This is a genomic window from Calditrichota bacterium, assembly GCA_014359355.1.
Lineage (GTDB): Bacteria > Zhuqueibacterota > Zhuqueibacteria > JANLFK01 > Oleimicrobiaceae > Oleimicrobium.
In genome coordinates, this window is record JACIZP010000137.1 from 1 (window position 1) to 17,962 (window position 17,962).

General features: G+C 61.5%; 13 protein-coding genes. 4 read left to right on the forward strand and 9 right to left on the reverse strand.

The features are described 5' to 3' along the window. Positions 1–89 precede the first annotated feature (89 nt). The 4 genes from H5U38_05645 to H5U38_05660 are packed head-to-tail and all read left to right on the forward strand — an operon-like array spanning position 90 to position 4,525. Positions 90–2,168 (forward strand): PAS domain S-box protein, encoded by a 2,079-nt coding sequence (locus H5U38_05645; GenBank protein ID MBC7186499.1) that lies wholly within the window; start codon positions 90–92, stop codon positions 2,166–2,168. Further along, a complete protein-coding gene (gene smpB / locus H5U38_05650) occupies positions 2,165–2,629 on the forward strand; it encodes an SsrA-binding protein SmpB (protein ID MBC7186500.1) in 465 nt (154 codons plus the stop codon). The genes H5U38_05645 and smpB overlap by 4 nt, the downstream gene beginning before the upstream one ends. Positions 2,630–2,641: 12 nt before the next feature. Beyond that, the gene (locus H5U38_05655) at positions 2,642–3,934 is read left to right on the forward strand and encodes a tyrosine--tRNA ligase (GenBank protein ID MBC7186501.1); all 1,293 of its coding nucleotides are present in this window, start codon (positions 2,642–2,644) and stop codon (positions 3,932–3,934) included. Between the two features lie 21 nt (positions 3,935–3,955). After that, positions 3,956–4,525: a macro domain-containing protein gene (locus tag H5U38_05660; protein MBC7186502.1), complete on the forward strand. Its 570-nt coding sequence runs from the start codon at positions 3,956–3,958 to the stop codon at positions 4,523–4,525. Here H5U38_05660 and H5U38_05665 read toward each other — a convergent pair. The 9 genes from H5U38_05665 to H5U38_05705 form a co-directional block, all read right to left on the reverse strand. After that, the gene (locus H5U38_05665; protein ID MBC7186503.1) at positions 4,519–4,920 is read right to left on the reverse strand and encodes a DUF1844 domain-containing protein; all 402 of its coding nucleotides are present in this window, start codon (positions 4,918–4,920) and stop codon (positions 4,519–4,521) included. The genes H5U38_05660 and H5U38_05665 overlap by 7 nt on opposite strands. A 113-nt stretch (positions 4,921–5,033) precedes the next feature. Beyond that, entirely contained in the window at positions 5,034–7,154 is a 2,121-nt protein-coding gene (recG, locus tag H5U38_05670; protein ID MBC7186504.1) for an ATP-dependent DNA helicase RecG, read from the reverse strand. Between the two features lie 21 nt (positions 7,155–7,175). After that, positions 7,176–8,534, reverse strand: a complete 1,359-nt coding sequence (locus H5U38_05675) for a DUF4139 domain-containing protein (protein ID MBC7186505.1) — start codon at positions 8,532–8,534, stop codon at positions 7,176–7,178. A 42-nt stretch (positions 8,535–8,576) separates the two neighbouring features. Further along, entirely contained in the window at positions 8,577–11,306 is a 2,730-nt protein-coding gene (locus H5U38_05680; GenBank protein ID MBC7186506.1) for a valine--tRNA ligase, read from the reverse strand. A gap of 36 nt (positions 11,307–11,342) precedes the next feature. Next, positions 11,343–11,876: a cyclic nucleotide-binding domain-containing protein gene (locus H5U38_05685; GenBank protein ID MBC7186507.1), complete on the reverse strand. Its 534-nt coding sequence runs from the start codon at positions 11,874–11,876 to the stop codon at positions 11,343–11,345. Between the two features lies 1 nt (position 11,877). Then, positions 11,878–12,993 (reverse strand): NAD-binding protein, encoded by a 1,116-nt coding sequence (locus H5U38_05690; protein ID MBC7186508.1) that lies wholly within the window; start codon positions 12,991–12,993, stop codon positions 11,878–11,880. Positions 12,994–13,369: 376 nt separating this feature from the next. After that, positions 13,370–15,562: a M23 family metallopeptidase gene (locus H5U38_05695; GenBank protein MBC7186509.1), complete on the reverse strand. Its 2,193-nt coding sequence runs from the start codon at positions 15,560–15,562 to the stop codon at positions 13,370–13,372. An 18-nt stretch (positions 15,563–15,580) separates the two neighbouring features. Further along, positions 15,581–16,951 carry a glycosyltransferase family 4 protein gene (locus H5U38_05700; protein MBC7186510.1) on the reverse strand — a complete coding sequence of 457 codons (1,371 nt, stop codon included), beginning with the start codon at positions 16,949–16,951 and terminating at the stop codon, positions 15,581–15,583. Then, on the reverse strand, positions 16,944–17,825 hold the full coding sequence (locus tag H5U38_05705; GenBank protein ID MBC7186511.1) for a hypothetical protein: 882 nt from the start codon (positions 17,823–17,825) through the stop codon (positions 16,944–16,946). Before H5U38_05705 ends, H5U38_05700 begins: the two co-directional genes overlap by 8 nt. Between the last annotated feature and the right edge of the window lie 137 nt (positions 17,826–17,962).

Here is a 17,962-nt window from a genome sequence, read left to right on the forward strand (position 1 = left end):
CATCCCTTGCCGCGGCACAGCGCAGAAATGAGCGGCGAGGCCTGGAATGCACGATGGTTTCCCCTGCCGGGCACCAGCTGGATGTTCTTGTGAGCATATCTCCTGTGGAGCACGAGGGGAACCGCGCGGTCTTGGTTGTCGCCACCGACATCAGCGAACAGAAGAGGTCCGAGCGCACCCTTCGCGACGTCGAGGCGAAGTACCGGACGCTTGTGGAGCAGTCGCCCTTCGGCGTGGCTCTGCTATCCTTGCAGCCATTGCAACTCCTGCTGGCCAACGAGGCGCTCGCGCGCATTCTTGGCTGTGCTCCGGAAAGGCTCTTAGGCATGCGCGGCGAGGATCTTATCGCCCACGTGCACCCGGACGACCGCGCCCGCATTCAGGCATCCCTGGGGAACGCCTCCGCCGCTGAACCCCGTCGCCACGGCATCGTCCGTGTCATCGACGTGGATGGCGGCCTCCACCACATCGAATGCGAGGTGAGGAGGGTCACCATCGGGGGCATTCCCTTGCTGGAGTTTACCGCAATCGACATCTCCGAGAGGCTTCGGGCGGAGGCTGCACTCCGCGAGAGCCAAGAGAGGTACCGTGCCGTGGTCGAGGACCAGACCGAACTCATTTGCCGGCGCTCGGCTGACGGCACCATCCTCTTCGTGAATGAGGCCTACTGCCGCTACTACGGCAAGCAAGCCGAAGAACTGGTCGGCACCAAGTTCCTGCCTACCATGCCTGAGCACCAGCTCCGAGAGGCGCAGGATCACTTTGCGGCCCTGCGCCCCTCGCGGCCGACGCTCACCCACGAACACATCGTGCTCAACGCCAAAGGCGAGCAGCGTTGGATGCAATGGACCACCCGCGCTTTCTTCGACCGGCGTGGGCGCTTAACCGGGATGCAGGCGGTGGGGCGCGACGTCACGGAGCAGAAACGTGCCGAACAGACGGCAAAGGAAAGAACCGAAGACCTTGCCCTTGTCGCGCGCATCAACGGCGCGATTGCGGCCGGCGCCGGCATTCACCGGGTGCTGCACATCTGCGCGCAGGGCCTCATGCGCAGCTTCGGCTGCACGATGACTACCATCTTGTTGCGCAGCGAGGACGGACGCTATCTCCTCTGGGACAAGCGGATGCTCACCCGTGCCCAAGCACGGAGGATTGAGGAGGCCATCGGGCGCCCGCTCCCCTCGGTCAAGGTGGACCTGGAGTGTTCGCCTGTCTTGCGCGCCGCGCTTTTCGGCGACCGCCCGCAAGTCCTGGCCGACGAGGAGAAAGCCGACGCGCTCTTGGCGGAGCTGGCCCTCGGGGCGGGCGTAAAGCGTAAGAGTTTTCCTATTCTGCGTCAGCTGCTGGGAATCCCGCCCGCCATCAACATGCCGTTGATCTGCGGTCAGGAGCATGTGGGCGTCATCTCGATTTCGCGGGGTACGGCGTTCAGCGAAGCTGAGGTAGCACGCGTGAGCAATATCGCCGGGGCTCTGGCCTTGGCTATCAAGCATCACACTCTGGAAGATGCGCTGCGACGCAACGAGGAACGCCTTCGCCTCATGGCCACGAACCTAAACGAGGGGTTGGCCGTCATTGAAGACGACAAGCTCGTCTATGCCAACCCTCGCCTCTTGGAGATATTTGGCCTTCCGGCAGAGGGCTTGGAGCCCGCGATGCTCCTCCACTGTGCGGCTCCGGAGGAGCAGGGACGGGTGCGCACGATAGTCGAGGAGGCCCAGCGCCTCGGTCGGCGAGAACTGGAGCTGGAATACTGGATCGTGGCCAAGGACGGGAGCCGCAAGTTTGTCCGCAGCCGGTACGTCCACTGCAAGGATCGCGGCAAGGTCAGGACGTACCTGATCGCAAGCGATCTGACCGCACATCGCCTGGCAGATGCCGAGCGGGAGCGTCTCATCGGGCAGCTCTTGCAGACGCTCAGTGAGGTCAAGACGCTCACAGGCTTGCTGCCCATCTGTCCGTCATGCAAGAAGATTCGAGACGACAAGGGGTACTGGCACCAGGTTGAGGCCTACCTCAGCGCGCACACTTCCGCCCAGCTCGACTATGCGTTGTGCCCGGAGTGCGCGGGTAAAGCATATGAGCAGAGCGGACAGGAGAAAGCTGCGAACAGCCGCGGCCGCAGAGGAAGGCGCACCCCACCACTAGCCAGTGCGAAGCAGAGATGAACGAGAAACTGATCACCACCAACCGCAAGGCAAGGCACGACTACATCATCCTGGAGACGGTCGAGGCAGGCATCGCCTTGCAGGGCACAGAGGTGAAATCGCTCAGAGCCGGGCGCGCCAACCTCAAGGACAGCTACGCTGCGATCAAGGACGGGGAAGTGTGGCTCTTCCATGCTCACATCAGCCCCTACGACCACGGCAGCGTGTACAACCATGACCCGGTGCGGCCACGCAAGCTGTTGCTTCATCGCCAGGAGATTCGGCGCCTGACCAGCAAAGTTCAGGAGCGAGGACTAACGCTTGTGCCCTTGCGGATGTACTTCAAGAAAGGCCGGGCCAAAGTGGAGCTTGCCCTGGCGCGCGGCAAACGCCAGTATGACCGCCGCCAGGACATCACACGCCGTGATGTTGAACGGGATACGCAACGAGAACTGAAGGAAAAGTACCGGATCAAGCTGTAACCAGAGGCTGGGATGAGAACGGAACAGAACAACGCGTACGAGGTTCTGAAGCAACGAGGCTTTGTCTCTCAAGTGACTGACGAAGCTGCAGTCCGCGCCATGTTCGAGGCGGGTCAGGTGACATGCTACATAGGCTTCGACCCCACTGCGGACAGCCTGCACGTGGGCAGCCTGCTGCCCATTATGGCGCTGGTACATGTGCAGCGGGCCGGTCATCGCCCTATTGCCGTGATCGGCGGCGGCACTGCCATGGTGGGCGACCCCAGCGGCAAGACTGAGATGCGGCAGATGTTGAGCAGAGAGCGCATCCACAGCAACGGCTTGGCGATACGGGCGCAACTGGATCGCTATCTGCATTTCTCCGATGGTGGCGCCATCGCGGTAGACAACTACGAGTGGCTGTCGCCGCTCAACTACATCGAGTTTCTGCGCGACATCGGCCGCCACTTCAGCGTAAATCGCATGTTGACGGCGGAAGCCTATCGTCAGCGGCTGGAGACCGGCCTATCGTTCATCGAGTTCAACTACCAGATTCTCCAGGCGTACGACTTTCTCGTCCTGTTCCGGCGCTACGGCTGCACCTTACAAATGGGTGGGGACGATCAATGGGGCAACATTCTTGCAGGAGTCGACCTCATTCGCCGTTTAGAATCCGCCCAGGTGGAGGGCGTGACTTTCCCGCTGCTCACCACCGCCACCGGCGAGAAGATGGGCAAGACAGCGCGCGGGGCAGTGTGGCTTGATCCGCGCAAGACGTCGCCGTATGAGTTCTACCAGTACTGGGTCAACGTCGACGACCGCGACGTGGCGAGGTTCTTAGCCTATTTTACCCTCCTCCCGCTCCAGGAGATCGAGCAGATACAGGGCCTTGCAGGGGCGGACCTGAACTTGTGCAAGGTCGTCTTGGCCTATGAGGCAACGAAAATCACGCACGGCGAGGAGGAGGCACGCCGCGCCTTTGGCGCCGCTTCAAGTGCCTTCGGCGCGCGGATCATCCCTGCTGAACTTTTGCCTTCGAGTACCGTACCCCGGGGCGAAGGCATAGCTTCCGAAGAGGCGATTCCCACAACGGCCATCGCCCGCGAACGCCTGGACCAGGGCATCTGGATTGTTGAGCTGTTGACCGAGGTCGGCTTGGCCCGCACACGCAGCGAGGCGCGTCGGCTCATCGAACAGCGAGGCGCCTACCTCAATCAGCAGCCCATCGACTCCCTCGAACTCAGAGTCGGTCACGAACACTTTACCGAGGGGATGCTCATGCTGCGGGCCGGCAAGAAACGCTATCATCGCCTGGTGCTGGCGTGAGGCCTGCCGGAGGGCGTAAGGATGGTCAGACGGTGGCACAAGACCGAGATCGAGCTCCTGCGCGGCGACATCACGGAGATGGCAACCGACGCCATCGTCAACGCCGCCAATGAGCATCTGGCTCACGGCGCGGGCGTGGCTGGCGCGATCGTGCGTAAGGGCGGCCGCATCATCCAGGACGAGAGCAACGCCTGGGTGCGCACCCGCGGTCGCGTACCCACCGGCTCTGCTGCCATCACCACCGGCGGTGCGCTGAAGGCTCGCTACGTGATCCACGCCGTCGGTCCGGTCATGGGGTCAGGCGAGGAGGAGCGCAAGCTGCGCGACGCCACCATCGCCAGCCTGCGCTTAGCTGATGCCCACGGCCTGACGAGCATCGCCTTTCCAGCCATCAGCACCGGCGTATTCGGCTGCCCGATGGAGCTCTGCGCCCGGGCCATGTTGAGCGCGGTGCGGGACTATGTAGCGGGCGCTACTGGCCTCCGGCGCATTGTCTTCTGTCTATGGGACGAGAACGCCTTAGCTGTCTTCTCCTCCCAGCTTGAGGCTCTCATACCGCAGCCGGGGGAAGAGTTTCCGCCACCTCATTGATCCTCGCTCTGGCGGCTTTGCGGTTCTGTCTCCTCAGCTGTCTTCTCCGCGCCTGTTGAGGCAGATTCTTTCGTTTCGCCTTCCGTCTTCCCAGTGGCCTGCTGCTCCTGTGCCTTGCGGTCCTTTTCCGCTTCGTCCACGTAGTTGAGCTTCAGCTCACTGATCATGCGGTCGAGGAACCGGGCCTCGTTATCGGTGAGGTTCCCTTTCGTCTTTGCTTTCAGCATATCCAGCATGTCTATGCTCATTTGGGCCTGCACCAGATCCCGCTCGATCTTGTCGGTGAGCGGATTCTTGAGCTTGCCCATATATTGCATCGCCGAGGTGTGAAACATCATCACCAGATTGAAAAAGAGTGCCTCGAACATCTGCTCACGAGTGAACTGCTCTGCCATGCCATCCCTCCTCTTGCAACCTCCAGATTGTCACCCTGCACGGCCCCCATGCCGCATGCACTGTGATCCGTGTATTGAGACGCTCCATGCCGCACCTCGGGTTCCCATTTGCCTCAGCCGATGTCGGCCAAGCCGTACTTGCCGCGATAGTGCCTGAGGAAGTAGGATCGCACACCCTGGTCTTCACTGTGGAGCAGTTGCGGGTCGCGTGCGGCCAGTGCAAAGGCTTCGTCGCGGGCCTTCAGCAGAATCTCCACGTCGTCGACCAGGTTGGCAATCTTCATCTCGGGCAGGCCATGCTGCTTAGTGCCGAAGAGTTCGCCCGGCCCGCGCAACTTCAGATCGATCTCCGCGATGCGGAAGCCATCGGTCACCTTGGCGATGGTCTCCAGGCGCGTCCGCGCCTCTTCGGAAATGGGCGGATAGGCCAGGAGAATGCAGTACGACTGTTCCGCCCCTCGGCCGACGCGCCCGCGCAGCTGGTGAAGCTGGGGGAGCCCGAACCGCTCAGCATGCTCGATGACCATGATGGTGGCATTCGGGACGTCGACGCCCACTTCGATGACCGTCGTGCAGACCAGTACGCGCAGCTCCCCCCGCTTGAACTCCATCATGGTGCGGTCCTTGTCCTCCTGACGCATGCGCCCATGGAGTAAACCGATTGGCACATCCGAGAACAAGCCGCTGGCAAGCTGCTCAAAGCTCTCGGTGGCGGCTTTCAGGTCGACTTTTTCCGACTCTTCCACAAGCGGAAAGACGATGTAGGCCTGCGCACCTGCCAGGACTTTGTCATGGAGCCACTGATAGACTTCGGGGCGCTTGTCGCTGGTGCGCCAATAGGTCTTGACCAGCTTGCGATCCTTTGGCAGCTCATCCAACACGCTCACGTCCAAATCGCCGTAGACGGTGAGCGAAAGGGTGCGCGGGATGGGGGTTGCCGTCATCACCAGCACGTCTGGGTTTTGCCCCTTGTGCCGCAAGGTGGCGCGCTGCATCACCCCGAAGCGATGCTGCTCGTCAATGACCACAAAGCCCAGGTTGGCGAACTGCACCCCTTCCTGGATGAGCGCATGGGTGCCAACAGCGATATCCACCTTCCCCTGGGCAACGTCCTCCAAGAGCTGCTGGCGAAGGGTTCTGCTTTGCCCGCCAATGAGGAGCTCCACCCGTACCCCAAGGTCGCGGAGAAAATCGCGGATGGTGAGATAGTGCTGTTCGGCCAGGATTTCGGTGGGCGCCATGAGGGCGGCCTGATAGCCGTTCTCCACAGCGATGAGCATGCTGGTCAGGGCGACGATGGTCTTGCCGGAGCCCACGTCTCCCTGCAGCAGGCGGTTCATGGGCTGCGGCCGGCGCATGTCCTCGCGGATCTCGCGCAGCACGCGCTTTTGCGCCTCCGTGAGCTGAAACGGCAGGCGCTCCACCAATTGGCGAGTCTTTTCGCCCACCCGGGCAAATGCGATACCCGGGCCGACCGTTCCGAGGCGCCTCTTACGGTAGGCGATCATCAGTTCCAGGAAAAACAGCTCGTCAAATTTGAGGCGACGTTGCGCAAGAGTCAGGGCAGCGCGATCCCGCGGAAAGTGGATGTTCTCCAACGCCTCGCGGAGCGACATGAGACCCTGCCGTCCGAGGATTTCCTCCGGCAGGGTTTCCTCCACCGAGTCCAGATAACTGTCCAATGCGTTGCGCAGGATGCGTCGGAAACCGCGGCTATCCAGGCCCCTGCGGGCTAATGCCTCAGACGAAGGGTAGAGCGGAATGATGGCCCCGGTGTGCAGAGCCGGGGTGGTGCCCTCATCGGAGAGGTGGTCGTACTCCGGGTGCACCATCTGCAGGCCACCGTAACTTGTCACCTTTCCGGAGAAAGCGACCACCTCCCCCGGGCGGAAGAGCTTGGCGAGGTATTCAGCACGGTTGAACCAGACGACTTGCAGGAAGCCGGTGGCGTCGCCGATCAGCGCCACTGCGCGCGGCCGCCGTCCGCGGATCATTTGCACGGATTCGACCTTGCCCACGATAGTGGCGGTCATCCCTGGTTTGAGACTGGCAATGGGGCTGATTGTGCTGCGATCGAGGTAACGGCGCGGGAAGTAGTAGAGCAAGTCCTCAACGGTGTGGACATTAACCGAGCGCAGGGCGGAGGCACGCGCCTCCCCCACCCCGCGCACATATTGCACCGAGCTCTCCAGCGGAGGAACCTGTTTATCCACGTGCCTGTCGGGTGCAGGCATGGCCGTAGCCGATGGGCGCTCCTACCAGCGGGTCCGAATCGTGTACGTGAGTGTCCCCTGCGCGTCAGCTTTCACTGGGACGTCGAACTCTATGGTGTAGGCATCTTTCTTGCGATGGGGATGTGAACTCTCGCGAACTTCCCAGTCGCCCCAGACGTGTTCCACCACCGTCACCGTGACTGCCTCTTTCTTGTGGTTGCGAATGGCCACCTGCCAGGACTCTTCGCGGCTTTTCTCCCCCAACTTGCGGGAGCTCGTCTGCGTCCGTTCCACCACGATATCGAAGGCGTTCCCGAGGAAGACGCGCACCCGCTCGTCCTTCGGCGTGTGGTCAATCCAGTCTTCGCCGATGAATTCCAAGGCCTGGTCACCAGCCTCCTTGTACACGCGGATCTTCCCCTTGGGCAGAGGCATGCCAAGCCCTTGCTCACTGCTGTTGAGAAACTCCAGATTGACTCGCACCTTCTTGTCCACCGAGGGATCGTACAGGTAAAGCCGCTTGCAGCCAGTGGCCACCGGTGGAAACAGGGAGAGCTGCTTGGTCTCTAAGTCACGAATGGTCGTCGGCCGCGACAGGGTGTAGAGGTGGTACTCGAAGAGCTCTTCTTCCTGGAACTGTGGCTCAGGGGCATAGGCTAACATCACCTCTTCCTTGACCATGGCGCGAGAGCGCACGCGTTCCCCGGCGCGATGCACGTCGCCCGCCACCAACTTCAATCGCGCGTTCTCATAGGTAGCGCCGCTCGTGTTTTCGATGGAGACCCAACCGGCAAGCTCGAGCATGGTGTCGTTCTGCTTGCTCACACCCACGTATTCGGCGTGCCAGCGCATGCCACTTGTGAGGTAGCTCAGCTCCACCTTGTGCGTGCCAGGCTTCTTGTTGTCCAGCAGCCAGACGAGCGTGGGGCGGAGGATCAAGCCGGCGGGCAATGCCGGGAAGCTCATCGTCTCGATGGCCGAGCTGGAGATAGCATCCACTGACCCATCCGCGCGCTGCAAGATGGCATCGCCCGAGGCGCTCAGAAGGCGGCCTTTGAACGAACGGCCATCCTTGGTGTTCACCGCAATCTGCTCGCCAACGTACTTTTGCAGGAGCCGCTGCGTACCCACGAGGTCATACTGGAAGTTCTGCTCAAGAATCTCCACTGCCTCCGGCGCGGTCAAGGACTTGAAATGCACCGAAGTGGGGTCAATGCGCGCCGCCACATCCACGAAGCGAATTTCTTGGCTGCCCTTGCCCAGTTCCAGCGAACGCGCCTCTCGGACCAGCGCAAGATCGTTGTTGTAGACCGTGACCGCCGTGGAAATCTTCTGCTGGGCAAGCCCAGCCGATAGCCCCACGCACGCGGTCACTGCTGCCACCAGGTATGCGGGCTTCATCGCCTCATCCTCCTGCTTGGAAAAGCACATGCACGGCTGCGGTCAGCCAAGGCTACTCAGGCACTCCTGCAACTTGCTCAGACGCGCCTCAAAGTCGCTCTTTTTCTGCCGTTCGCGCTCCACCACTTCTTGGCCCGCACGCGCCAAGAAATCACGATTGCTCAACCTGGCGTTGAGGGTCTGCAGTTGTCCCTCCACGCGTTCGATCTCCTTGCTCAACCTCGCTCTCTCCAGCTCGAGGTCGATGACGCCTTCCAAAGGCACAAAAAGGGACATATTTGCCACCACGGCCCCTGCCGCAGCGCGCGGCCTGACGGTGTCAAAGGACAGCTCCTCTACCCGCGCCAGACGCTCAAGATAGTGCAAGCTGTGCTGCAACAGGGCCCGCTGATGTGGATTGGCGCCGTGCACGATAAGCTTGAGCTGCGCCTGGGGAGGCACGCGCATCTCTCCACGAATGTTGCGCACGGCACTGATCACTTCCTGCACTAAGGCGACCTCCTCTTCCGCCTTGCCGTCAGATGGCGTCTCCTCAGGCCGAGGGTACGCTTGTACCATGATGCTCGGCACCCCTTGCGCGCGTCGGCATTTTGCCGGCAGGGCCTGCCAAATCTCCTCGGTGATGAACGGCATAAAAGGATGCGCCAGGCGCAGAATGCGTTCCAGGACGGCCAGAGCCACCGAAAGGGTTACCTGTCGCCGCTTCGGCTCGGCGGAGGGGTCCAGGTGCTCTTTGGCGAACTCCACGTACCAGTCGCAATATTCGCCCCAGACAAACTTGTGCAACACTCGCGTGGCATCATTGAAGCGAAACTCATCCAGTGCGCTGCGCACGGCCTCCACTGTGGCGCGTAGCCGGCTGAGGATCCAGCGGTCCACCTGGAGCAGGTCCTCCGGCCCGAGCTCTTCAAGCAGCAGGGGCTGGTCCTCCGGGCGTACGTTCATCAGCACAAAGCGCGCAGCGTTCCACAGTTTGTTGGCGAACTTTTGCCCAAACTCCACCAGCGTATGGTCAAAACGGATGCTTCCGCCGACTGGGGTCAGGTAGACCATGGAAATGCGCAGCGCGTCAGCACCGTAGGCAGGAACTCCTTTCGCATAGGAGGGATTCTTCCTGGCAAACTCCGCGATCTCCGGGCCACTGGCGCCATCGATGAGCCAGAGCGGATCCGGGGAATTGCCCAGGGACTTGGACATTTTTCTGCCTTGGGGGTCGCGCACCACGCTGTGAAAGTAGACATCGCGGAAGGGGATGTCCCCCATGAACTCAAGGGACGCCATGATCATCCTGGCGACCCAGAAGAAGATGATGTCGGGCGCGGTGACCAGCGTGTCGCCGGGGAAAAAGACCTGAAGATCGCGGGTGCGCTCGGGCCAGCCCAAGGTGCTGAATGGCCAGAGCCAAGAGGAAAACCACGTGTCCAGCACGTCCTCGTCCTGGCGCAGGCTGTGGCTGCCGCATTCTGGGCAGCTGCTCGGTTCGGAGCGGCTCACCACTACGTGCTGGTGCTCGCAGTACCACACCGGAATGCGATGCCCCCACCAAATTTGCCTGCTGATGCACCAGTCCCGCACATTTTCCATCCAGTGGAAGTAGGTCTCTGCGTGTTGCGCCGGGTGAAAGCGGATCTTCCCTTCGCGCACCACGCGGATTGCCGGTTCCGCCAAAGGCTTCATGCGCACGAACCACTGCGTGGACAAGGCCGGCTCCACCACGGTGTCGCACCGGTAGCAATGAGGAATCGGCGTTATTTGCTCCTCGACTCCCCGCAAAAGTCCCTGCTTTTCGAGATCGTTGAGCACGCGCGCACGGGCCTCCGTCCGGTCGAGCCCCTTGTAGGGCCCAGCCTCTTCGGTCATCTTGCCGTCTTCATCGATCACCACCACTTGCGGAAGGTGGTGGCGCAGTCCCACCTGGAAATCATCAAAATCGTGTGCCGGGGTGATTTTCACGGCGCCGCTCCCCTTTTCAGGATCGGCATGTTCGTCGGCGATGATGGGGATGCGGCGTCCCAACAGAGGCAGAATCGCGTAGCGCCCGACAAGGTGGCGGTAGCGTTCATCGGCTGGGTGTACGGCCACGGCTGTATCGCCCAGCATCGTCTCCGGGCGCGTAGTAGCCACGACGATTTCGCCATCGCCGTCGGCAAGGGGATAAGCGATGGACCAGAGCTTGCCGGGCACCTCTTTGCCCGGTGACTCTTCGTCGGACAGGGCCGTCTTGCAGCGCGGGCACCAGTTGATCAAGGCGCGGTCGCGATAGACCAACCCTTTCTCGTAAAGCCGGACAAAGACCTCGCGCACCGCGGCGCTCAGCCCTTCATCCATGGTGAAGCGCTCACGCTCCCAGTCGCATGAAGCGCCAAGCCTCCGCAACTGTTCCAGGATAATGCCCCCGTACCTCTCCTTCCACTCCCAGACGCGGGCGAGAAACCGTTCGCGGCCCAAATCGTAGCGCGTCAGCCCTTCCTTGGCGAGCATTTCTTCAACCTTGTTCTGGGTGGCAATGCCCGCATGGTCAGTGCCCGGTAGCCACAGGCACTCGAATCCCTCCATCCTTTTCCAGCGGATGAGGATATCCTGGATGGTATTGTTGATGACGTGCCCCAGGGTGAGCATGCCGGTCACGTTCGGGGGCGGGATCATGATCACATAGGGCTTCTTGCTCGAATTCGCGTCGGCGTGGAACAGACGGTGCTGCTCCCAGAATCGGTACCACTTGGCCTCTACCTTCTTCGGGTCGTAAACCTTGTCCATAGCCTGTTGCGTCATTCTGTCTCCGGATAGCTCGATGAACCAGTTACCGCCTCACTCCCGCAGCGCAAGGCTGAAGGCAGTGGTGAGCTTGAGAATATCCTTGTTCGCCTTGTCCAAGCGCGTGGCCAAAGTCGAAGCAATGTTGCGCATCAAGAGGAAACCGAGGGAGGGGTCCTCATGGCACAGGGTCATACAAGGCTTGCGGCGCAGCAAACCCAGCGTAGATTCCGTCAGCGTGCGCACCGTAGCGGTGCGGTGGTGGCTATCGTCCAGGAGCGCCATCTCGCCGAAAAAAGGCGACTGCGCCGCGGACAGCCGGTCCAGGGCCTTGTCGCGGGTGTCCACATTCCCGCGCGCCACCATGAGGGTCAGGCTCTTAGAAACTTCGACCTCGCCAGCTAAGAGAAGATAGAGAGCATCGCCGCTCTCTCCTTCCTGAACGATCACCTCGCCAGCCGGATACTCCCTGACCTCGACGATCTCCCACAGGCGCGCCAACTGCGCCGAGCTCATTCCCTCGAATATGGGAAAGGCGGCGAGCCTTTCCGGCCCAATCGCTGCGGCCTTGCGTTTACTTCTGGACACCTCACCCCTCCTCTACCGGTGCGATGGTCACCGCCACATCGCGCTCCTGAATAATGTAGGAATCCGGGGGATTGAGATTGACCTCCACCCTGGGGCGTCTCCCCAACCCTTTGCACGATTCTTCCAGCTTGCGCCGGATGAAATCGTCGATGGCTGAGTAGTCGCCGGCCAGCACTTGCTCCAAGTTCAGCCCCTGCTCTTCGCTGATAAAGCCCAGCAGCAGGGCACCCTTGCTTTCGCGCAAGTGGCGAGCAAACTCGCCGGAGGTTTTGCCGACAAAGCCACCGGGCACTGACTGGCGGACCAGTCGCATGCCCCTGCTTTCCCCGAGCAGCGCATCGAGCATCTCAGGAACGCCGGGCATGGCCACATGCGCTGCCAAGAAGAAACTGCTGTGCGCGTCGCCGATCACAATGCGATCGGCATTGGCGCGGCGCAGGTGTGGCTCATTCTGCGCGTCCAGAATGTAGGCGAGAACCTTCACCTCCGGCGCTATCGCCTTGATGGTCAGCGTAGCAAGCACCGTCCGCTCGTCCGGGGAGCCTGGTGCGCGGCCCAGGGTATCCGGAACCAGCACGGCAGCGAAAGCGGCCTCCACGTTCGCGCGGCGCAGAATGGTCTCGTCGGCAAAGTCACCGCGCACGTACTTGATATCAATGTCCCGATGACGGAAAAGGAGGTTCTCTACCGCATCCTCCTGCAGGTCGTTGATGAGCACGACGGTGCGGCCATGGGCGATGAGGTCGTCGCGCAGGTGCCGGAGCAGCTCCTCCACGTGTCTTGACCAGCCGCAGATGAGCAGGTGGTTACGCGCCCGTATCCTTTGCAATCCTCTTGCCTCCCTCAACCTTCGTGTGACAAGTGTGGACGAAATGGCCGCCGTCAACAGGCTGATCACCGCCACCCCTGAGAACATCACCAGGACGCCCACCAGCCTGCCCGCAGGCGTGATGGGAACGCGGTCACCATAGCCCACGGTCATCATGGTGACCACCGTCCACCACATCGCATCCTGCAGGGTGCTCAAGCCGCTGTTGCGCCCTTGCTCGGCCCACAGGGCCAGTGAGCCGCCCACTAGCGCGATGGCAACCACCAACACCACCACTCGGATGGTCACCCTTCGGCGCAGGCTATAGAGCACGTAGGAGAAGCGACGCTTGCCGACGATCTCTGACCTCCTACCCTTTGCAAGCCACGGTCAAATATAGCAAAACCGCGGCAACAATTCAACCGGATTAACGCAACAGCAGCATAGTCGCCTGGTCCCCCATTCTTGGGTCCGGGCCGGAAGCGTACGCAAGCTCTATCGGTTCTCGCTCCGAAAGCCGCGGGCACCTGTTCCCCCACAAGCCGCCCAGGATGGCTTCGCCACGGTCAACCCCGAACGGCGAACCCCGGCAACCACCACGCTCAGAAAAGGGTGGCAGTCGCACAGCGGGCATCAATAGGAGCTGAACTGCTCGCTTGGAATCGAGAACGTGGGCACGTGCGCCTTACCTGATGAAGAATCTGTGCTCGACCGTGCTGGCGTTGCCACATCTGTCCCGCACTGTTGCTGTGACGCGGTGTGCTCCTCGCGCCACCGGCTGTCTGGGCACGTAGAACGCGCACCGCCGTGGCGGGTCGTATTCGGCGATGACGCGCCGTCCATCCAGAAGGAGCTCGATGGCCTCTTCGCCGCCAATCCCGGAGAGCGCGTCGTGGAACTCCACCCTCAGGGTGGGCCGGTCGGTCGCCAACGTTGCACCGACCGCAGGCTGCAGCGAGGCTATGACCGGCGGCACTGAGTCGCGCACCACCGCAAAGGTCCCCAGGCGGTTGATGGTGCACCTCACCTGCTTACCTTGCGGCTCGCCCTGCCTTCCCACATAGGCCAGCGCGCCCTTTGGGCTCACTGAGTAAATGGCCAGCTGCTCAGGGCGTGGCTCCGGCTCTGTCAGAGAAATGGTCAGGCGAGCAGTACCCTTGAGTGGCACATCGTTCGGTTCAAAACGGTAAGCTTTTCCCACAACCGGTGCACGCCTGGTGGGCGTCAGAGGGACCTCAGCCACCCGCGCATAGAGCGGCCGATAGACCGCTCCACCCTCAAAGCGCACCTCGCTCAGGCCATCGGCGGAGCGCACCACACCCCCTCGCTCCGGGGTGATGGGAAAAAGCTGCAAAGAGGAAATCCCCAACAATGTGTCGCCCTTGGCGTCGGCGGCAACGGCCTCGACGTGGAGAGACTTCTTGAGCCCCACATCCAGCGGAAGCCCTGCCACGTATGTTCCCAGGCCAATGTCCCATGAACTGAGCTCCGAGTACTTTTCGCTGCCGTGCCAGGCAACCACTCGAGGCGGGTCAATGAGCCGGCGGGGGGCCCGGATGCAAAGCCGCACATAGTCGTCGTAGAAGTCGTGGTCGATGACCAGTTCTTGTCGCCCGGCGCGGCCTGCCCTGTGGCGGAGACCCAAGGACTGTGGCTCAGTCTCCATCGAGTCGACCTGCATGGCGAAAGTCACAAAGGGCAGAGAGGTATCTCCTGGCTCTGGTCCCTCAAACTGCACTTCACCCAGGTCTGCCTCCGCCACCAAGGCCTCTTTGCTCGCGGGAGCAGCCGCCAGAACCGGAACCGGACCGCCGGGTGCAGTAACAAGGAGCGAGAACGACAGTGTAGCCACGTTTCCGGCATAGTCGCTCGCCTCGATGGTCACCCGATGCGAACCCACAGCAAGACAAAGGTCGGATGGGTCCTCGCTCACCCCGGCAAGCAGAATGCCCGAGGACCGAAATCGCGAGCGATAGAAGCGGAGTGAATTGTTGGGATCGCGGAACAGGCGCTGAAAATCACCGTGGCCGCGCGCCTCGAGGCGAAACTCCCGGTCCAAAAGCATCTGCCTGTTCTGCTCGTAGCAGAAGCGCTGGTATTCGCTACGGAAAGCCTCTTTTCCATCAACGAGCAAGCGCAGCGCATAGACGGCAAAACGATTCTCGGCGCCGTCGGCCTGATCGTAGCACGACACCGCAATGCCGACCCGACCCCACACCTGCACGCTCTCCTCGAGCACAAATCGATGACCGTTCAACACCTTTGCGGGACGGATCAACGGGGCGAGGTCATTTTGCACCCGACTATTGACGTCCATGGGGACAAAGGCTACGCGACGAATGACGGGGGGCCTCGTATCCTGCACCTGGAAGCCGAAGAGCAGGGGGTTCACTGGGCAGTTGTAGCGGTCGCGTAGTTCAAAATGGAGGTGCGGCGCCTTGGCTCCACTCTGACCGGTGTAGGCGATCACCTGCCCCTGCTGGACTGGGAATTCTGATGGTCGAAAATAGAGGTCCACGCTGAACCGGCCCCTCTTCTCCTGTTCAGCATAAACCCGTTCTTCGATGCTGTCCATGAACCTCTGCAGATGGGCGTAGACCGCAGTCTCTCCCGTATCAAGAACAAGATAGAGCACCCTGCCGTATCCGAATGGCGACACGTGCACGCGGGACACGTATCCGGGGCGCACGGCAAAGACCTTGTAGCCGACGGCCCCGCCAGTCTTGATGTCTATCCCCGCGTGGAAACGTCCGGGCCGATATTCGCAAAATGACGAAGAGAGCAGCCTGCTGGCGTCCGTGGGCCAGTGAAGTGACTGCCCGACGACCACACTCCACACCGCCAGATTTGCCAATAGCGCGAAAAGGGTCCTCTTCATCCGCCTCACCACCTTGTGCTACTCCTTGGTTGTCCTTTCATAATGAGCTCGAGCGTCTAGAGCACGACTCTCCAAATTGCCCGAATCTTCCTCTTGCCGCCCACTCGCCTTGTTCAGAACTTCTGCAAGCTGACCCGTGAGGTACCTGCGCTCGAACCGCTGCAGCCTGAGCATGTCCACACGGTGCGTGCGAGCTGGACGCGTGAGCACTTCCATGAGCCCCTGCTCAATAGATGCCACGCTATTGTCGGTGAGCACCGCTCCCGGGGCGTAGCCTCGCAAGAGGTCCGCCGTCTCTCCAGGAGGCACAATAGCCAGGATTGGCTTGCCGGCGCGCAGGTACTCAAAAACTTTGCCCGGCACGACATCGCGTGAGGTGGTGCCGGTGAGAAGCAACACAAGCAGGTCGGCTTCTTGAAGAAAGCGCACGGCTTTGTCGTGTTCCACGTAACCGGTGCAATCCACCAGCCTATCAAGTCCCAGGCGCGCTACCAACCCCGGCAAGTCCAGGCCAATGCTCTCGCCGACAAACGTCACGCGCAAAATGCGGCGAAACTCGGGCCGCCGGCTCACCAGGGAAGCACAAGCCTTCAGGAGGTTAGAAGGGTCAGCCAGGCGGCTTATGCTGCCGCAGTAGACGATATTGCGTGTTGAACTCCTCCGGGGCGGTACCGGCCGGAAATCTTGCTCGTCGTAACCGTTCGGGATGATGGCGACGGGAAGACTCTCCCGACCCGACTTGTCGCGCAGGCTTAGCGAGAGTTCGCGCGACACGCAGACGACGGCGTCGACGCACCGCAGAACAAGCCTCTCCAGGGCTCTGTTCAGAACCGCGTGCAGGCGAGTTGGCGAGAGATCAAGGTGGCCTCCGGTCCACTGGTCGCGAAAGTCCGCCACCCAACGGCAGCCAAGTCCCCAACGCAACACCAACCCTACCAGATGCGCCGACACGGGCGGCGAGGTGGTCACCACCACAGAGATCCTCCCCGTCTTGGCCGCCCTTATGGCACGGCACATGGCGAAGGGTAGCCACAACACCTTGCCATCCGGAACGAAAACCCACTTCGACAGAGTCTCATAGGCCTTCCACAACGAACCGAGCCCTCGAGACGCATTCGTGTCGCCCTCTGCCTCATTACCCCCGCGCACTATCGCCAGCAGGCGCTGCGGGTCCAGGGAACCCGTACGGTGGATGCGCCTCCCTTCCACTTCCCGTGCCAGCGCCTCGTCCCTGGCAAAGTAAGCGACGTCCTTCACCGTGACCACAACCGGTTCCCAGCCAAACTCGGGCAAGTACTTGACGAACTTGGCGGCCCGCTGGACCCCTCCCATGCCCAACGGCGGGAAGTAGTAGGCAACGAAGAGGACTCTTTTGGACATGTTAGCCATGATACCTGCGCAGTCGCGCTTTCTCCACCACCTTGGTTGCAGCCCAACGCGTCGTGCTCACCGGACTCGTCAGGTAGCCTCGCCAGCGTCCCTCCCAGTGGGCAAACACATCGTCGCCCGTGAGCCTGTGGAGCACGTTCATAAGCCGTACGTGGATGCGCTGGTATGCACGGGAGGCCAGTCGCCGAGTAGGGTGCAGGTCATACAGCGTCCACCAGCCCACATCATAGAGCCTGAGATTGTCCTTCAGCCCCCGGACTGCTCTGTCGAAAAGCGCGCCTGAGCCCTGTTCTCCTGTCACCTTCCAGAAGTCGTATACGCCCAGGAGGGCAAAAACATGGCCGTTCAACACATGAGGAGGTGGAACCGTGGGAAACTCCTCGAACACTGGGGTCCCATCTGGAAATGAAGAGACCACTCCCCCTTTCTCCAGCGACAGCGAGAACGCCCACATCGCCCGCCGGGCAACCTGGAGGTATTCATCCTGTCCATCCAGGAGCCAAAGGCGAAGCAACAGGGAGATGGCCTCCCCCTGCGCCATGGCGGAGATCCACGGGGCCTTCGGGCCATAGAACGGGAGATCGAAGCGATAGATCCACGCACCTACTTGCCGATATTCCTCGCAATGTTCCACCAGCCAGCGCCCTGCTCCGCGTGCGCGGGCCAGTACCTCTTCCTCGCCAGACGATGCCCACGCCGTCAGCTGAGCCAAGCCGTACTGCGCCACGGTAATGGCGTTGTACTGCCAGCCGATCTCGCGACCGTAGTAGACCTGGGGGATGCCGTTCACATCGAAACGGTACTCGCGAAAGTCTTCTACGCCTGTGAAGTCAAAATGGTAGGCGATGGGTATTGGTCTTTCCTGCTCGCTCATTCGAATACCCCTGGGCAGCGGCAACAGGCCACAATATGGCAGCGGGGAGTCATTGCCACTCCCCGCCTGCACTGACGAGCTATGTCCGGCGCACGCATCCCTGCCAGGGCAACGCACCACTGGCAGCCAAAGGGTGC